General features: G+C 53.9%; 14 protein-coding genes and 4 tRNA genes. 1 reads left to right on the forward strand and 17 read right to left on the reverse strand.

Annotation, left to right across the window (positions count from 1 at the left end; genetic code table 11):
• Window positions 1–472 precede the first annotated feature (472 nt).
• The 17 genes from ACMGG3_RS17525 to trxA form a co-directional block, all read right to left on the reverse strand.
• Window positions 473–549 (reverse strand) — tRNA-Pro (locus ACMGG3_RS17525).
• 44 nt (window positions 550–593) lie between these two features.
• Window positions 594–680, reverse strand: a tRNA-Leu gene (locus ACMGG3_RS17530).
• Window positions 681–701: 21 nt separating this feature from the next.
• Window positions 702–777, reverse strand: a tRNA-His gene (locus tag ACMGG3_RS17535).
• Between the two features lie 67 nt (window positions 778–844).
• Window positions 845–921, reverse strand: a tRNA-Arg gene (locus tag ACMGG3_RS17540).
• A 102-nt stretch (window positions 922–1,023) separates the two neighbouring features.
• The gene (gene thrP / locus ACMGG3_RS17545) at window positions 1,024–2,409 is read right to left on the reverse strand and encodes a bifunctional threonine/serine APC transporter ThrP (protein WP_014172144.1); all 1,386 of its coding nucleotides are present in this window, start codon (window positions 2,407–2,409) and stop codon (window positions 1,024–1,026) included.
• A gap of 197 nt (window positions 2,410–2,606) precedes the next feature.
• Window positions 2,607–3,347, reverse strand: a complete 741-nt coding sequence (gene wecG, locus ACMGG3_RS17550) for a lipopolysaccharide N-acetylmannosaminouronosyltransferase (protein WP_063858724.1) — start codon at window positions 3,345–3,347, stop codon at window positions 2,607–2,609.
• A gap of 12 nt (window positions 3,348–3,359) precedes the next feature.
• On the reverse strand, window positions 3,360–4,712 hold the full coding sequence (gene wzyE, locus ACMGG3_RS17555) for an ECA oligosaccharide polymerase (RefSeq protein WP_020882888.1): 1,353 nt from the start codon (window positions 4,710–4,712) through the stop codon (window positions 3,360–3,362).
• Complete coding sequence (locus ACMGG3_RS17560) at window positions 4,709–5,788, reverse strand: TDP-N-acetylfucosamine:lipid II N-acetylfucosaminyltransferase (RefSeq protein WP_414149340.1); 1,080 nt, start codon at window positions 5,786–5,788, stop codon at window positions 4,709–4,711. Before ACMGG3_RS17560 ends, wzyE begins: the two co-directional genes overlap by 4 nt.
• Window positions 5,785–7,035, reverse strand: a complete 1,251-nt coding sequence (gene wzxE, locus ACMGG3_RS17565) for a lipid III flippase WzxE (RefSeq protein WP_414149341.1) — start codon at window positions 7,033–7,035, stop codon at window positions 5,785–5,787. The genes ACMGG3_RS17560 and wzxE overlap by 4 nt, the downstream gene beginning before the upstream one ends.
• Window position 7,036: 1 nt before the next feature.
• A complete protein-coding gene (rffA, locus tag ACMGG3_RS17570; protein ID WP_020882890.1) occupies window positions 7,037–8,167 on the reverse strand; it encodes a dTDP-4-amino-4,6-dideoxygalactose transaminase in 1,131 nt (376 codons plus the stop codon).
• A gap of 4 nt (window positions 8,168–8,171) precedes the next feature.
• Complete coding sequence (gene rffC / locus ACMGG3_RS17575) at window positions 8,172–8,849, reverse strand: dTDP-4-amino-4,6-dideoxy-D-galactose acyltransferase (protein WP_414149342.1); 678 nt, start codon at window positions 8,847–8,849, stop codon at window positions 8,172–8,174.
• Window positions 8,846–10,108, reverse strand: a complete 1,263-nt coding sequence (wecC, locus tag ACMGG3_RS17580) for a UDP-N-acetyl-D-mannosamine dehydrogenase (RefSeq protein ID WP_153853098.1) — start codon at window positions 10,106–10,108, stop codon at window positions 8,846–8,848. Before wecC ends, rffC begins: the two co-directional genes overlap by 4 nt.
• Window positions 10,105–11,235, reverse strand: coding sequence for a non-hydrolyzing UDP-N-acetylglucosamine 2-epimerase (wecB, locus tag ACMGG3_RS17585; RefSeq protein WP_414149343.1), 1,131 nt, complete (start codon window positions 11,233–11,235; stop codon window positions 10,105–10,107). Before wecB ends, wecC begins: the two co-directional genes overlap by 4 nt.
• A gap of 56 nt (window positions 11,236–11,291) precedes the next feature.
• On the reverse strand, window positions 11,292–12,338 hold the full coding sequence (wzzE, locus tag ACMGG3_RS17590; protein WP_020882894.1) for an ECA polysaccharide chain length modulation protein: 1,047 nt from the start codon (window positions 12,336–12,338) through the stop codon (window positions 11,292–11,294).
• 13 nt (window positions 12,339–12,351) lie between these two features.
• Window positions 12,352–13,455: a UDP-N-acetylglucosamine--undecaprenyl-phosphate N-acetylglucosaminephosphotransferase gene (gene wecA / locus ACMGG3_RS17595; protein ID WP_014172155.1), complete on the reverse strand. Its 1,104-nt coding sequence runs from the start codon at window positions 13,453–13,455 to the stop codon at window positions 12,352–12,354.
• Window positions 13,456–13,697: 242 nt separating this feature from the next.
• Entirely contained in the window at window positions 13,698–14,957 is a 1,260-nt protein-coding gene (gene rho / locus ACMGG3_RS17600) for a transcription termination factor Rho (protein ID WP_008501566.1), read from the reverse strand.
• 341 nt (window positions 14,958–15,298) lie between these two features.
• Window positions 15,299–15,628: a thioredoxin TrxA gene (trxA, locus tag ACMGG3_RS17605; protein WP_004386384.1), complete on the reverse strand. Its 330-nt coding sequence runs from the start codon at window positions 15,626–15,628 to the stop codon at window positions 15,299–15,301.
• A 144-nt stretch (window positions 15,629–15,772) separates the two neighbouring features.
• On the opposite strand from trxA, the gene rhlB reads away from it, so the two are divergent.
• Window positions 15,773–17,038, forward strand: a complete 1,266-nt coding sequence (rhlB, locus tag ACMGG3_RS17610) for an ATP-dependent RNA helicase RhlB (RefSeq protein ID WP_014172158.1) — start codon at window positions 15,773–15,775, stop codon at window positions 17,036–17,038.
• The last annotated feature ends 2 nt before the right edge of the window (window positions 17,039–17,040 follow it).

Here is a 17,040-nt window from a genome sequence, read left to right on the forward strand (position 1 = left end):
AAAACAGGTCTGTAAGACAACATATTTGGTGCTTCACTCAACGTTATGCCCATGGTGTCTGATGAGGCCGAAGCGACATCTGTCAGTGGACGATAAGCACCGTAAATGGCTCTGCGTCATTCCTGAGTTTATGAGGCACTAAGGCGAACATAAGAGATGGAATGAGCATCTACACGTATATTATTGCACGTAACGTGCCAACTTGACACGCAGAACTTTTACATCGCGCAACATTTTAAGATAAAAGGAAATTATGTTGTTGAGCGGTATCTTAGACCCTACAACCTGCTGATAAACACGACGAAATGTCGTCTGGAGGAGACACGAAAGCCGCCAGATTATTATATCTTTTACTTTCAGTGTGTTATGTGTCGCTGAATCGCGACAAGGAAGCCGGCTGTTGTCGTGGAATCACTACAGAAGAGAGAAAGGCGTAGAAAACAAAAAACCCCGCCGAAGCGGGGTTCAAAATTGGTCGGCGAGAGAGGATTCGAACCTCCGACCCACTGGTCCCAAACCAGTTGCGCTACCAAGCTGCGCTACTCGCCGATGTACTGCTTTTTGAATTTTTAGTTCAATTCATTAAAAAGTCGTGGTGCGAGGGGGGGGACTTGAACCCCCACGTCCGTAAGAACACTAACACCTGAAGCTAGCGCGTCTACCAATTCCGCCACCTTCGCAATTCACAACTCTTTCAATAATGGGGTGGCTAATGGGATTCGAACCCACGACAACTGGAATCACAATCCAGGGCTCTACCAACTGAGCTATAGCCACCACTGTATTCTTTCACGCGGTACTGACTACTTCTCAGACCACCGCAGCTCTAGCGCCGGGACTAAAATGGCGCGCCCGACAGGATTCGAACCTGAGACCTCTGCCTCCGGAGGGCAGCGCTCTATCCAGCTGAGCTACGGGCGCTTAGCGCCGTTGCGGGGCTGGATATTACGTACCTCCGACCCCGCTGTCTAGTGCTTTTTTGAAAAAAATGCGCGTTTGGTTATGGTTTGCACATTTTGCCGCTTATTCCTCCACTTTCTGCGAGGTAGCGCGGCGGCCCAGACCAAAAAGCTTATACGCCGCGGTCACCGCCGCCAGGAAGATCATCCCGACAAACAGCGACATGCGCGTATCTTCATTAAAGTACATTCCGATTAATACGCAAACCAGGAACGCCATCGTCAAATAGTTGGCGTACGGGAACAGAATGGAACGGAACGGATGGCTGGCGATGGCCTTTTTATGTGCCTGACGGAAACGCAGCTGGCTAATCAGGATAACAAACCAGGGCACCATACCTGGCAGCACGCTGGCGCTGTAGACATAAACGAACACGCGCTGCGGATTCGGGATGATGTAGTTCAGGCAGGAGCCAATCAGCAGGATCACAATCGACACCGCCACACCCGCAACCGGTACGCCCGCACGCGAAACTTTCGCCATTGCCGCTGGCAGCTGGTTGTTTCTGGACAGCGCGTAGAGCATACGTCCGCAGCTGTACATCCCGCTGTTGCAGCCTGACAACGCCGCCGTCAGAACCACAAAATTAATGATGCCTGCTGCCGCCGTGATGCCAATCTTCGCGAAGGTCAAGACAAACGGGCTACCGGTCGTGCCAATTTCATTCCACGGGAAGATGGTTACGATAACGAAGATCGCCCCCACATAGAAAATCAGGATACGCCACAGCACCTTGCCTACGGCGCTGCGCAGCGTAACCTGCGGGTTTTTCGCTTCACCCGCGGTAATACCGATAAGCTCGACCCCCTGATAAGAGGCCACAACGATACACAGTGCCGTCAGGAAGCCCTTCCAGCCGCCCGCAAAGAAGCCGCCGTTTTCGGTCAGGTTACCAAAGCCAATGGCGTGCCCGCCGTTGCCAAAGCCGAAGAAGATAACGCCCAGCCCGACCACAATCATCACGATGATAGTGGTGACTTTGATCATCGCAAACCAGAATTCGATTTCACCATAAAGACGAACCGCAGCAAGGTTTGCCAGTGCCACCAGCCCCACGGCAATCAGCGCCGGTATCCACTGGACCATGTCCGGGAACCAGAACTGCACGTAGACCCCTATCGCCGTGATTTCAGAGATGCCAACCGCCATCCACATAAACCAGTATGACCATGCCGTCAGGTAGCCAAAGAACGGGCTCATATATCGGTGCGCGTAAACGGCGAAGGAACCCGTGACGGGCTCCATGAAGAGCATTTCGCCCATCGAACGCATGATGAAGAAAACGAACAATCCCGCAATGATATAAGCCAGCAAGACCGAAGGTCCTGCCCATTTGAGCGTGCTTGCGGAGCCCATAAACAGGCCCACGCCGATAGTGCCGCCCAGCGCTATCAGTTCAATATGACGAGCCTCCAGCCCACGCTGTAGCTCCGGTTTTTTCTCTGCCATAGATCCTCGATTGTGTTTGCTGTTTCCCGACTTCAGGCCGGGTATTGTTTTTTAGGGATACTAAAATACGGGGCGAATGGTTTCTTAAAATGCAGCAAATGGCAAACGATGCATAAAAAAAATGAATGCATTGCACAGATTCGCAGCAGTTTTGCAGGGGAGTTGCAGCGCGAACAGCATATCGCGCTACATTTTGATTACATTTTCCCGGTGTAGTGCCAGGTAAGGTAGCGAAGCAGACGGATCTGTCGTGTAATCCGCGTCGGCTGAGATAGCAGGCGATACAGCCACTCCAGCCCCAGGTTTTGCCAGACTTTGGGCGCGCGCTTAACGTGGCCGGTAAAAACGTCATACGTTCCGCCAACGCCCATATAAAGGGCATCCGGACACACCTGACGGCAGTCACGCATCAGGATCTCCTGGCGTGGGGAGCCCATCGCCACGGTGATGATTTTCGCTCCACTGTCGCGAACGCGTTTAAACAGCGCCTGCCGGGCCTCTGGTTTGAAGTAGCCATCCTGGCTGCCCACGATGTTAACATTCCATTGACTGCGCAACTTCGCTTCGGTCTGCGCCAGCACCTCCGGCTTACCGCCAATCAGGAATACCGGCGTGCCTTCCGCCCCTGCGCGTGCCATCAGTTGCTCCCAGAGATCGGCCCCTGCCACGCGAGATACATTAGCGCCAGGATACTTTTTGCGGATTGAACGCACCACGCTGATACCGTCGGCATATTTAAATTCAGCCGCTTCTATCAGGCCTCTCACTTCGGCGTTGTCTTCCACCGCCAGCATTTTTTCCGCATTGATGGCGACCAGCGTACCGGATTTCATCTGACCACCAGCGAACAGAAAATCCAGCGCGTGTTGCATATCGCGCCAGCCAATAAGCTGCAGACCGCGCAGCGTATAGCGCGGTGCAGAAGTTTTATCCGTCATGACTTTCCCTACTCACACTTGCGACAGCGTTGTGCTGCCCTGCGGCTCGCGCTTATGCACAAGCCCTGCACTGTCAAACAACCAGTACAACAGTTTGGCCAGTAACAGGCAGATGCCAAAAACGACCATGAAGAAAACCACGCGCGACACGAATGAATCCAGCCCTTCACGCGCCAGAACGATCATATTGAAAATGGCACCAAAGCAGAAACTGTGCAAAATAGCCGCCTTATAGCGGTTTGTTTCTTCGTTGCCGCGCACGTAGAGCCAGTCAAACCACTTGATGATCAGCCCCACCACCACCGCCCCCGGCAGGATAAACCAGCTTCCCCCCATCACCACCAGCGAGCCAATCAACGTAGGTGAGATCGCAAGGCCTGAGTGGTTGTTCAGCACTTCCCAGGTAAAATAGTTTGCCGTGTTGAGTACGACGCCGGGACGGTCTGGCCACAGCCAGGTTGGGATAAAGACATAAAAGTCGCGCACAATAGGCGCAAGGCCCTGGAAATCGATTTTGTCGTAGTTTTGCAGCAACAACGCCAGGTTTTCCCACGGTGAGAAGGTGTCGCGCGTGAGATAGAGGAATGTGTAAAACGCCTCGTCACCGGCTACGTTGAGCCCGTAGCGCTTCAGGGCAAGCCAGAACATACCAACAATGCCAAACACCCCAGCAGCCACCAGCATCCATAAAGAGATCCACCCGCGGATGATGCCGATAAACAGGAAGATTGCGAAAGCGATGATGATATTTGCACGCGTCCCTCCCACAATCATGTAGGTCAGGAAACCGAAGGCGACGGTACTCACCAGGAAAAACAGCCAGGCTTTGCTGTCCTGACGCAGGAAAAAGATCACCAGCATCGCCGGAATGAAGAAGTAGAAGAAGCGCTTAAGCGCCACGCCCGACACTTCGGCAGAAAAAATCTGGCTGTAGGACTGGAGCTTGAACAGCAGAAAACCATTGTGCATGAAGAAGATACCCACGCTTACCAGCGCGATCGTCATCAGCATCACCCATGTCAGGTGCGTCTCCACCCGGTTCATGGTGAAGAGCGCCCGGCGCGGCGCGGTGGATTGCGCTGAACGCAGGCGCGTTTTATAGGTGGCGTAGTAGACGGCGTAGAAGCAGGTCGCTGCCAGGATCGCCTGAAGCAGGATCTCGGGCGGGGCAACGCTCACGTCAAACCGGAAGACCAGAATGCTGGTCAGCGGGAATCCGAAAAAGAAGGTCAGAAGAAACAGTAACGAGAAGAAGACGTTAAAGTTAAAACGCACCCGGCGAAACTCGAACCAGGTGAGCGTGGCGATAAATAAAGTGCTCAGAAGCCAAACGATCAGTAAGCCGCTGAATTGCAACTGGCTCATGCTTTGTCTCCTGCAGCGATACGCAGCGCGCGGTGCCACGGCGTGAGGTAGTTCGGGCTAAAGAAGTCGATGGCACTTTTGTCCACCAGCGCCAGTTGTCTCTGCGCTTCGCGGACCACCTCTTCGTTAAGCACATCGGAAGTAAACAGCACCGGCAGATGCTGCTCCGCCATGTCCTGCCAGAATGGGTTTTCGCGATTGAGTACGCAGGGCACACCCGCCTGAATCAGCAGACACAGCGTGCCAATTCCTTGCTGACGCGCAAAGATGAAATAGCCCAGATCGCACCGACGCAGCAGCGCAAGATACTCATCAAATTCCAGCTTATCGTGGAGAATGTGCACATTCCCGGCGCTAAATAACGCGAGTGCCTGCTGGCGGACCTCATTGATATAGGCATCGTTATTGGCCGGATACCCCATCGGCACAATCACGTTGACGGTGTCGCCAAACTGCTGATGTACCGCCCTGAGCGCGGCAAGATGTTCATTGCTGCGATCGCCTGAATTACCCACCAGAATCGTCAGTTTACCCTCGCGCGGCGTATCATTCGCCATGTTGTTCAGCGCCGGGTTCATTCGGGTCGGGAAATAGAGTAGCTCACCGCGTACGTCAGGGTGGCGTTTAGCAAAATAATTGAGATCGCCACGGGTCGCGAAAACGCATCCCACACGCCCCTGCGCCATGCGCCGCAATGGGTAGAAAAGACGGAATTTCCAGCCGCTGGAGACTTCGTAAAGATCGGCTCCCCAGATATGCCAGCTGCACTGCGAAGGTTTGATCCCCCCGCTCAGGAGCGCCAGCCACAGGCCGGTATTAAACTGCCCATGGAAAAAGAAACGTTGCTCACGATCCGCTTTGGCTTTGGCAACAACCGCCTTCGCCAGCGCAGCCTTGTCCGGCCAGAAAGAGAGAGTCAGCGCCGGACACACCACGCTCAGGCCATTATCCTGACCGGCAACCATAAACTCACGAGCGTCGGGATCCCCCGATGCCAGTTCATCATTGAAGAACCGTAACACGGTCTGGTTATGGTGTGGGATATCCGATCCCAGTATGTGAATCAGTGCAGTCATGCGCGTTTACGCCAAAGTAAAAATACGCCGCAACAGGCAGCGAAATAAACGATATAGGTTGCCATATAGGCCTGAGCCGCCCCCAGCGCACCGTGTGCCGGGATCAACCAGTGTGAGAATGCGGTCAGTAATGCAAACTGGCTGATTTCCGCCAGGATATACAACCGTAGCGAGGCTTTCGCAATCACCAGATAACCAAAAACGTAAGCCCCCACTTTCAGTACGTCGCCCACCAGTTGCCAGGCAAACAGATCGCGCATGGCGGTAAACTTCGCGGAGAAGAGCAGCCAGATGGCGACATCGCGCAATAGCCATACGGTTAAACTGGCTGCCGCAACGGCGGGAAGGACAAACCGCAGTGAGCGGGAAATTTCGCGCGTGATATCCTGCCTGGAGGTCAGGCGCGATAAGGTTGGCAGCAAATAGACGCTAAAGGAAGCCGTTATAAATTGGAGGTAGGCATCGGAAATACTGCTCACCCCTTGCCAAATCCCAACTTCGTCCCAGCTGTAATGCGCCGCCAGCAGGTTTCGCATCATCACGTAGGCGACAGGGAGCGTGACGGAGGTGATGAGCGCCATCAGGGTAAATTTTCCCAGCTGGCTTGCCAGCACCTTGTCCCATTGAGGTTTCAGGTAACTCAACGGAATGGTGCCCCGACGCATTAGCATGAACGCCGCCGGAACGACCACTAAAGCCGGTACCAGCGCCAGCCCCAGCAACGCGCCTTCATAGCCGCCCAGCCGATAGCAAAAATAGTAGGTAATCACGCCGATGACGCTGCCGAGGATTAACGCCAGTGCGTTCCCGGCCGCATCACGAAAACCTTTCATCAGCGCCAGCAGCAGGTTAGCCCAGGCAATGCCCAGCTGAACCAGCGCGACCAGACGAACCAGCCCCTGATAATGGGTGTGACCAAATAACCCCTGGCTTATGGGTGCCGCTGCCAGCAGGAAAATAACCGCCATCAGGGTCGAAAAGCCGGTGACCATCGCCGAGGATGTACCGACAACACGGCGAAGCTGGGCCGCATCATCATGGTACTGCGCAACGTATTTCGTGACGCCGTTGAAAATCCCTGCGCCGGCCAGTACCCCAAGGACGGTCACAAGCTGACGGAAATTCCCCGCCAGCCCGACGCCTGAAGGGCCGAATGAGACAGCCAGCAGCTTGACGACCAGTAGCCCAGCGCCAATTTTGACAAGTGTGGACGCGGCGGTCCACACCGATGCTTTTGCCAGAGACATATCAGCCGAAATAACTCAGAAGGGTGTTAATCACCGTACGCTGGTTAACAGGCGCGAGGTTGTAGAACAGTGGCAAACGAAGCAAACGCTCACTTTCTTTCGTGGTGTAGCGATCTTCACCCGCGAAGACCCCAAATGCCTCTCCTGCAGGGCTGGAGTGCAGCGGGATATAGTGGAACACCGCCAGAATTTCGGCTTCTTTTAGCCAGGCAATCAACTTGCTGCGATCGTCGTTATCGCGCAGTTTGATGTAGAACATATGGGCATTATGGACGCAATCAGCCGGAAGGGTCGGCAGCTCTATTCGCCCTGCTTGTGCCAGCGGTTGCAGCGCGTCGTAATAAGTTTGCCACAGGGACAGGCGCTGAAGATTAATGCGGTCCGCTGCCTCCAGCTGCGCCCACAGGTATGCCGCCTGCAGATCGGCCATCAGATAGCTTGAGCCAATATCGCGCCAGGTATATTTGTCTACCTGTCCCCGGAAGAACTGGCTGCGGTTGGTGCCTTTTTCACGGATCACTTCCGCGCGCTCGACCAGCGCACGGTCGTTAATCAGCGTCGCACCACCTTCGCCACCGGCGGTATAGTTTTTGGTTTCGTGGAAGCTAAAGCAGCCGATATGGCCGATCGTTCCCAGCGCTCGCCCTTTATAGGTCGACATCACGCCCTGAGCGGCATCTTCAACCACGAACAGGTCATGTTTTTTGGCGATCGCCATGATGGTGTCCATCTCACACGCCACACCCGCGTAGTGAACCGGCACAATCGCGCGCGTTTTGTCCGTGATTGCCGCTTCAATCAGCGTCTCATCGATGTTCATGGTATCCGGGCGAATATCCACAAAGACGATTTTCGCACCACGCAGGACAAAGGCATTCGCTGTAGAGACGAAGGTATAGCTCGGCATGATCACTTCATCGCCCGGCTGGATATCCAGCAGCAACGCCGCCATTTCCAGCGATGCGGTACAGGACGGGGTCAGCAGGACTTTAGCGCTGTGAAACCGCTGCTCCATCCACTGCTGGCAGCGACGGGTAAAACCACCGTCACCACAGAGTTTGCCGCTGCCCATAGCAGACTGCATATAGTCGAGTTCAGTGCCCACGACGGGTGGTGCGTTAAATGGAATCATCTTGTCACCTGTATAACCAGTAAGCGGTGGCGTCGATGTTGGCACCACTCGCGATATAACGTTTAAGCGCGGCGGTGTTGCCCATCTGGGTTGCCACCCGCAGAGTCAAAAGCTGTTGCTGCTGCGCCCAGTGAAGCGCCGCCTGCATGAGTTTTTCGCCCATGCCGCGCCCGGCTAATAAACCAATACGCCCCTCGTTCGCGTTGAGCTTACGAAGCGAGACAAATCCCTCAATCTGGCCGTCTGCAGTGCGAAACACCAGGCACACATGGTCAAAGGTGCCTTTTACCGCGTTCTCTACCCACTGGGCGTAGAAACGCCCAGTGTCGTCCGGTGCATACCACGGTGCGCGAAAACGGCTCCGGGCAAACGCCTGCGCCGCCATCAGACGCAGCGCGGGGATATCCTGCTCCGTTGCCACTTCCGCACCGGGCGAATCATGACGGACGAGCGTAATGGACAGATCAACCTCGCCTTCAACCAGCTGAAAACCTTGTTGCTGGAGCGCATCGAGCAGATCGACACGGTCTGCGGGGATCCGGGCCTGCACCCGCGGCCAGGCGGTGAAGTCGGCGTCAGTCAGAACCGGCGCATCGTCGCGCAGGCGCACGATGGCTGATGGCAGACCAAAAAAGGCACTCTCCCACTCAAGGGACTCGAGAACCCCCTTCAGGTGGCTCAACGCCAGACACCTTTCGTATCAACCACATACTGTTGGCGTACGGCATCACCGGACGTCGCTTTAAATTCTTTATGATCCACCAGCAGCACCAGCACATCCGCCGTCGCCAGTGCCTCATCCAGCGCGGTCAACGTACAGTGGCCCGCCAGTTTTGCCGGCAGTTCATGAATATTGGGTTCAACCACCAGCGTTTCGCCGGTGTGCCAGCCAGCGATCATCTCTGCAATCTCCATCGCCGGGCTTTCGCGTAAGTCGTCAATATTCGGTTTGAATGCCAGACCAAAGCAGGCAATTTTCAGCTCACTGGCGCGTTTGCCGCTCTCAGCCAGACAGTCCGCTACGGTGGCTTTTACCTGACTGAGCACCCAGTGTGGCTTGCTGTCATTCACTTCACGCGCGGTGCGGATCAGGCGGGCCTGAGCCGGGTTTTGCGCCACAATAAACCACGGGTCGACAGCGATACAGTGACCGCCCACGCCCGGGCCAGGCTGGAGGATATTCACGCGCGGATGGCGATTCGCCAGGCTAATCAACTCCCAGACGTTAATCCCCTGATCGGCGCAAATCAGCGACAGTTCATTCGCGAAGGCGATATTCACGTCCCGGAAACTGTTTTCCGTGAGCTTGCACATTTCGGCGGTGCGGGAGTTGGTCACCACACATTCGCCTTCAAGGAAAATCTTGTAAAGCGCGCTGGCGCGTGCAGAACAGGCTGGCGTCATGCCGCCGATCACGCGATCGTTTTTAATCAGCTCTACCATCACCTGACCTGGCAGCACGCGCTCAGGACAGTAAGCAATATTGATATCAGCTTGCTCGCCCGCCTGCTGCGGGAAGCGTAAGTCAGGTCGGGCTTGCGCCAGCCACTGCGCCATCTGTTCGGTAGCACCGACGGGCGAAGTGGACTCCAGGATCACCAGAGCCCCTTTTTTCAGGACCGGTGCAATCGATTTTGCCGCCGCTTCGACGTAAGCCATGTCGGGCTCATGGTCGCCTTTAAAGGGGGTTGGCACCGCAATAAGATATGCATCCGCCTCGACCGGCGTCGTGCTGGCACGCAGGAATCCGCCATCAACCGCCTCTTTCACCACGCGGTCGAGATCGGGCTCCACGATATGAATTTCGCCACGGTTAATGGTTTCCACCGCACGCGCGTTGATATCCACGCCCACAACCTGTTTTTGACGGGAGGCAAACGCTGCCGCTGTGGGCAAGCCAATGTAGCCAAGACCAATGACAGAGATGGTAGTAAAACTCATAGCGATACCCGATTGTGTTTAAGTGCATGCAAAATACGGCCACAAGCCTGCCCATCACCATACGGGTTATGGGCCCGGCTCATCGCCTGATACTCTTCGTTGTCGTGCAGCAGGCGCGTCACCTCTTCGACGATCAGCTGTGCATTGGTGCCGACCAGACGTACCGTGCCCGCTTTCACCGCTTCCGGGCGTTCGGTCGTTTCACGCATGACCAGCACAGGCTTGCCGAGAGACGGCGCCTCTTCCTGAATACCACCGGAATCGGTCAGGATCAGCCAGGCGTGGTTCATCAGCCAGACAAACGGCAAATAGTCCTGCGGTTCAATCAGCAGGACGTTTTCTATATGCCCAAGGATACGGTTGACCGGCTCGCTGACGTTAGGATTAAGGTGCACCGGGTAGACAATCTGCACATCCTGATTCTGCGCGGCGATTTCCGCCAGGGCATGACAGATTTGCTCAAAGCCGCGTCCAAAGCTCTCGCGACGGTGGCCGGTGACCAGAATGGTTTTTTTGCCATTGTTCAGGAAGGGGTAGCGTGCGGCGAGTTCTTTCTGAAGATCGTTGTTTGACAGCACGCGGTCACGAACCCAAATCAGGGCATCAATCACCGTATTCCCGGTGACAAAGATTTTGTTGTCGGCAATATTTTCACGCAGCAGGTTCTGTCGTGAATTTTCGGTGGGCGCAAAATGGTACATCGCCAGATGGCCGGTGAGTGTGCGGTTGGCCTCTTCGGGCCACGGCGAATAAAGGTTGCCGGTACGCAGACCCGCCTCAACATGGCCGACTGGAATTCGCTGGTAAAACGCAGCCAGGCTGGTTGCCACCGTGGTGGTGGTATCGCCATGCACCAGAACCACGTCAGGTTTGAAGGACTCCAGAATCGGCTTGAGCTCTTGCAGAATACGGCAGGTTATCTCCGTTAACCCCTGCCCCGGTTTCATAATATTGAGATCGTAATCCGGGACGATAGAAAAGAGAGTTAAGACCTGATCGAGCATCTCACGGTGTTGGGCAGTGACGCACACTTTCGCTTCAATATCAGGATCACTGGCCAGCGCATGAACCAGAGGTGCCATCTTAATGGCCTCCGGCCTGGTGCCAAATACGGTAAGTACTTTCACATCGATTCTCTTCGATTAAACGATGAAGGCCGCAGCCTTCATCGTAGACGGCGTTCTTAGTTAGTGCGACGACGCGTTAACGCCACGCCTGCGCCAGTCAGTGCACCCACAATCCCCCACATGATCATCAGGAATGCGCGGCGCGGACTATCGCGTTTTACAGGTTCTTCAGGCGTTCGCAAATAACGATAGGTCTGAAAACGCGGGTCCATTGTTGGACCGACATTCAGGGTGTTCAGCATCGCGCGGTTTTGATCGTAGTCGAGGTCAAAATCAGGGCCAACGGCCTGGAGGTTTTCCAGTCGAGCCTGCAGCATTGGGCGCCCGAGAAGGAACATTTCTGAATCAGGCAGTTCATCTGCCGGCACGTCCGTCTCGGTGCGGGAAATATTGTGCTGTTCGGCAATTTTCAGCGCCTGCTCAATATTGTGTACACGGCGGGCGAAGATGGCTTTAGCCACCTCTTCCTGACGTTTAACCTGCGCTTTCATCTGGATAGTACGGGCAGCCCAGGCACCTTTCAGCTCTTCATTAAGGTGGCTTGCCGCACGCTGGCTGGCAAAGGCAACGTACTGGCGCAACAGGTTATTGGCATCCGGCGCGGTTTCGGCAATCAGTTTGACGCTGTCGTTGACGTTACGCAGCGCATCTCCCGGCATAAACTGAATGTTGTTAATCATGTCATCCAGCAGCGCGGCATCGGCTTTACTGTTGCCCACCATCCGTTGCTTGTAATAATCCGTCTGGCTCCAGAAATCACGGCGCGTATCCCAGGAAGCCAGCTGCATCACAAACTCTTTATAGGCCTCATCCATGACGGAAGCCTGATCTGGGGTGGCCAGATTGGCTTTGATATCCAGGTTACGCAGGAACTGCTGCTGGGAATAGAACCCCCCGAGCATATTAACCGTTGGTTTATCAGTGATTGCCGTAGCGCTCCACTCTTGTTTTGCAAAGAAGGTGTAGGCCAGCGCTAACAATGCAAACCCCAGCGCGATCCCTGCAATCCAAAGTTTGCCTGCCCACAACACGCGAAACAAACCCCGAATATCCAGCTCATTCTCAGTTACCACTGATTTCGCTCCCGCCAACGGTTGAGTCATCATAGTCCCGGTTTTACTTAGTTAATGTTGTATTGTTGCCACTGTTGCGACGCATCCTGCGTTTAAGACGTTTAATAAACCGCGCCACTTTCCATGCGCGCTTAATGCAGTAGCCGTACAGGAAAAACGCTAGCAAGAATAATACCAACATGACCCATTCAGGGATGAAATGAGCATATTCCGCAGCCACCCCAATTGCCGCCAGAATAGCGGCAGCCAGGGTAATCAGCACAAACGCCTGACGCGAAGTAAAACCGGCACGCATGATGAGATGGTGAATATGCTGACGATCGGGAGAGAAAGGACTCATTCCTTTACGCAGACGACGATACATAATCGCCACCATATCCATTAGCGGAATGGCAATAATCCACAGCGCTGTTACCGGGCTAATCGGGTGGGTTTTACCCTGTGTGGTCTCCAGCAAAATCCAGATAACGGTAAAGCCGATCAGCGTACTGCCCGCATCACCCATAAACACTTTATAGCGACGACCGAGCGCACCGAGATTTAAGAGGATATAAGGCAGAATGGCGGCAATCATGGCAAAACACCACATCGACAGGCTGTACTGACCATCGAACCATAAAATGATGCCGATTGCGGCAAACGAAACCGACGACAATCCACCGAGCAGGCCGTCAATACCATCCACCATGTTGAACGCATTTATCGCCGCCCAGACGGCAAACAGTGTCAGGAAGAAGCCAAAGGGCCCCAGTACTAACTCCCAGGGTCCGAACACATAACCGAGGCTTCTCAGGTATAGCCCGCCAACGACCATCATGATCACGCCAATGGCGGCCTGGACGGTGGCGCGAATTTTTACCGCGATATCGAACCGATCATCCAGCGCCCCGACTAACACCAGGACACCGGCGCAGGCAAGGTAGAGGGCGGCGTGTGGAATATAATAATCCGCAATACCAAACGTGAAACAGATACCAGCGTAAACAGAAATCCCTCCAACCAGAGGAATAAGTCCCTGATGACGTTTACGAAAATTAGGCTTATCCACCAACCCTATTCTTTTGGCCACCTTACGCGCGATGAACAAAAAACAGGTTGTGAATAAAAAAATACTGATTAGCTCAGTAACGGCGGTGAGTAGATTCACAATGGATTGCTCTCAACAAAAGTTAGTCCCGGAAGTATAACCATGAAGCCCCTGCCTCAGAAGTAATAAAGAAGGCTTCTTACAACTCCCTTTGTATATTTTTCAATCAATTATTTCGTTAACTGCACAAACAGTCTTATTGTCGCACTGACTGGTCTGAAATGGGAGTCTGCATTAATAGCGTATAAGCCATAAAAGAAAAACGCCACGTAAAAACGTGGCGCTTGCTGGCTTTATTTGCGTTACGAGCGTTTCATCATATCGAAGAAATCGTCGTTAGTTTTGGTCATCGCCAGTTTGTTAATGAGGAACTCCATTGCGTCGATTTCACCCATTGGATGGATGATTTTGCGCAGGATCCACATTTTCTGCAGCTCTTCCTGGGTGGTGAGCAGCTCTTCTTTACGGGTACCGGAACGGTTGTAGTCGATAGCCGGGAAGACGCGTTTCTCAGCAATTTTACGAGAGAGGTGCAGTTCCATGTTACCTGTACCTTTAAACTCTTCGTAAATAACTTCGTCCATTTTGGAACCCGTATCGATCAGCGCCGTAGCGATGATGGTCAGGCTGCCGCCCTCTTCCACGTTACGTGCCGCACCGAAGAAGCGTTTTGGACGATGCAGGGCGTTAGCGTCCACACCCCCCGTCAGCACTTTACCGGAAGCCGGAACGACGGTGTTGTAGGCACGCGCCAGACGGGTGATGGAGTCGAGTAGGATGATCACGTCTTTCTTGTGTTCAACCAGGCGTTTCGCCTTCTCGATAACCATTTCCGCAACCTGAACGTGGCGAGATGCGGGTTCGTCAAAGGTAGAAGCAACCACTTCACCTTTAACCAGACGCTGCATCTCGGTCACTTCTTCCGGACGTTCGTCAATCAGCAGTACCATCAGTACGCAGTCTGGGTGGTTATAAGCGATGCTCTGCGCGATATTCTGCAGCAGCATGGTTTTACCCGCTTTTGGCGGTGCGACGATCAGACCACGCTGGCCACGACCGATTGGCGATGCCAGATCCAGGACGCGAGCGGTTAAATCTTCAGTTGAGCCGTTACCACGCTCCATGCGCAGGCGAGAGTTCGCGTGCAGCGGCGTTAAGTTCTCAAACAGGATCTTATTACGGGAGTTTTCCGGTTTGTCGAAGTTAACTTCATTCACTTTCAACAGCGCAAAGTAGCGTTCACCCTCTTTTGGAGGACGAATCTTACCTGAAATGGTGTCACCAGTGCGGAGGTTGAAACGGCGGATTTGGCTAGGGGATACGTAGATGTCGTCAGGGCCGGCGAGGTAGGAGCTGTCTGCAGAGCGGAGGAAACCAAATCCGTCTTGCAATATCTCCAGCACACCGTCGCCAAAGATATCTTCGCCACTCTTAGCGTGCTGCTTCAGGATGGCGAAAATGATGTCCTGCTTGCGCATACGAGCCTGGTTTTCCAGCCCCATATTTTCGCCGAGAGTGATCAGCTCAGAAACCGGCGTATTCTTTAATTCGGTAAGATTCATAATGGTGTGGGTTCTTAAACTCGGGGTGATACTCGAACTTAATGTTGTGAATGGTATGGCAGGGTCATCCATGCCTGTTTAGCGGCCATCAACTCATGTCTGTTCGCTGTCTGGTCACAGGGAAAAAACGCAGAACTGAAACGACAAGACGGATTGAGTGACAAGCCCGGAATTTAGCAACTTCACGCACTGTTTGTGTCAACAACGGGAAGTATCGGGTAAAACAAGATTCAAACAACAAGATATGTTTAAAACGAAGTCATAGCTAACTTAGCACGACTTCAGCCGGGCGTCCAGAGTTCCACATAATTTAGGCGCTCTGGACGCGCAGCGGAGAAACCTTACGCCAGGTTAGCGTCGAGGAACTCTTTCAGTTGACCTTTGGACAGTGCGCCCACTTTGGTCGCTGCCACTTCGCCGTTTTTGAACAGCAGCAGGGTCGGAATGCCACGGATACCGTATTTTGGTGCGGTGCCCGGGTTCTGGTCGATGTTCAGCTTGGCAACGGTCAGTTTGCCCTGATATTCGTCAGCGATCTCATCCAGAATCGGGGCGATCATTTTGCAAGGACCACACCATTCAGCCCAGAAATCGACGAGTGTCAGCCCGTCAGCCTTAAGTACGTCCGTGTCAAAACTGTCGTCAGTCAGGTGAATAATTTTATCGCTCATATATAACTCCACAGGAATAAGCCTGGTGCGTTGGTTTCGCCCTCATCAACGACGTGTTGATGTCGCATTAACCAACTAAAGGTTGACTTTATTTCACCGGATACGCTTTCGTAAAGCAATAGTAAGCTGATATTCTACCACACTATGAGCAAAACACATTTAACAGAACAGAAGTTTTCCGACTTCGCCCTGCACCCAAAAGTGATCGAAGCCCTTGAAAATAAAGGGTTTCATAACTGCACGCCCATTCAGGCTCTCGCCCTGCCGCTGACGCTGGCGGGACGTGACGTAGCAGGGCAGGCGCAAACCGGTACTGGCAAAACGATGGCGTTTTTAACGTCAACGTTTCATTATTTACTTTCTCATCCAGCGATTGCAGACCGCAAAGTTAACCAGCCGCGCGCGCTAATTATGGCCCCGACGCGAGAACTGGCGGTACAGATCCACGCAGACGCTGAACCCCTGATGCAGGCTACGGGCCTGAAAATCGGCCTGGCTTATGGCGGCGATGGTTACGATAAGCAGCTGAAAGTGCTGGAAAGCGGTGTGGATATCCTGATCGGTACCACCGGCCGTCTTATCGACTACGCAAAACAGAACCACATTAACCTTGGTGCCATCCAGGTTGTGGTGCTGGATGAAGCTGACCGTATGTACGATCTGGGCTTCATTAAAGATATCCGCTGGCTGTTCCGCCGCATGCCACCCGCGAATCAGCGCCTCAACATGCTGTTCTCTGCGACCCTGTCGTATCGCGTACGCGAACTGGCATTCGAGCAGATGAACAACGCCGAATATGTGGAAGTGGAACCCGAGCAGAAAACCGGCCACCGTATCAAAGAAGAACTCTTCTATCCTTCCAATGAAGAGAAAATGCGTTTGCTGCAAACGCTGATCGAAGAAGAGTGGCCAGACCGCGCCATTATCTTCGCGAACACCAAGCACCGCTGTGAAGATATCTGGGGCCATCTGGCTGCAGACGGTCACCGTGTTGGCCTGCTGACGGGCGATGTTGCGCAGAAAAAACGCCTGCGTATTCTTGAAGAATTCACCCGTGGCGATCTCGATATTCTGGTCGCCACCGACGTCGCAGCGCGCGGCCTGCACATTCCAGCCGTTACGCACGTCTTTAACTATGACCTGCCGGATGACTGCGAAGACTATGTACACCGTATCGGTCGTACCGGTCGTGCGGGTGCAAGCGGCCACTCTATCAGCCTCGCGTGTGAAGAGTATGCGCTGAACCTGCCGGCGATTGAGACGTACATCGGCCATTCTATTCCGGTGAGTAAGTACAACCCGGATGCGCTATTAAGCGAACTGCCGCCGGCTAAGCGCCTTACCCGCGCCCGATCCGGCAATGGCCCGCGTCGATCTGGCGCGCCGCGTAATCGTCGTCGCTCAGGTTAAAA

It is taken from the genome of Enterobacter sp. BNK-18, from assembly GCF_047456135.1.
GTDB lineage: Bacteria > Pseudomonadota > Gammaproteobacteria > Enterobacterales > Enterobacteriaceae > Enterobacter > Enterobacter ludwigii.

What these genes read in the sequence shown, in the direction of transcription:
- thrP (WP_014172144.1), bottom strand. Translation starts at nt 2,409, where the DNA reads ATGGCAGAGAAAAAACCGGAGCTACAGCGTGGGCTGGAGGCTCGTCAT.
- rho (WP_008501566.1), bottom strand. Translation starts at nt 14,957, where the DNA reads ATGAATCTTACCGAATTAAAGAATACGCCGGTTTCTGAGCTGATCACT.
- wecC (WP_153853098.1), bottom strand. Translation starts at nt 10,108, where the DNA reads ATGAGTTTTACTACCATCTCTGTCATTGGTCTTGGCTACATTGGCTTG.
- rffA (WP_020882890.1), bottom strand. Translation starts at nt 8,167, where the DNA reads ATGATTCCATTTAACGCACCACCCGTCGTGGGCACTGAACTCGACTAT.
- wzxE (WP_414149341.1), bottom strand. Translation starts at nt 7,035, where the DNA reads ATGTCTCTGGCAAAAGCATCGGTGTGGACCGCCGCGTCCACACTTGTC.
- wzyE (WP_020882888.1), bottom strand. Translation starts at nt 4,712, where the DNA reads ATGAGCCAGTTGCAATTCAGCGGCTTACTGATCGTTTGGCTTCTGAGC.
- trxA (WP_004386384.1), bottom strand. Translation starts at nt 15,628, where the DNA reads ATGAGCGATAAAATTATTCACCTGACTGACGACAGTTTTGACACGGAC.
- wecG (WP_063858724.1), bottom strand. Translation starts at nt 3,347, where the DNA reads ATGACGGATAAAACTTCTGCACCGCGCTATACGCTGCGCGGTCTGCAG.
- wzzE (WP_020882894.1), bottom strand. Translation starts at nt 12,338, where the DNA reads ATGACTCAACCGTTGGCGGGAGCGAAATCAGTGGTAACTGAGAATGAG.
- rhlB (WP_014172158.1), top strand. Translation starts at nt 15,773, where the DNA reads ATGAGCAAAACACATTTAACAGAACAGAAGTTTTCCGACTTCGCCCTG.
- ACMGG3_RS17560 (WP_414149340.1), bottom strand. Translation starts at nt 5,788, where the DNA reads ATGACTGCACTGATTCACATACTGGGATCGGATATCCCACACCATAAC.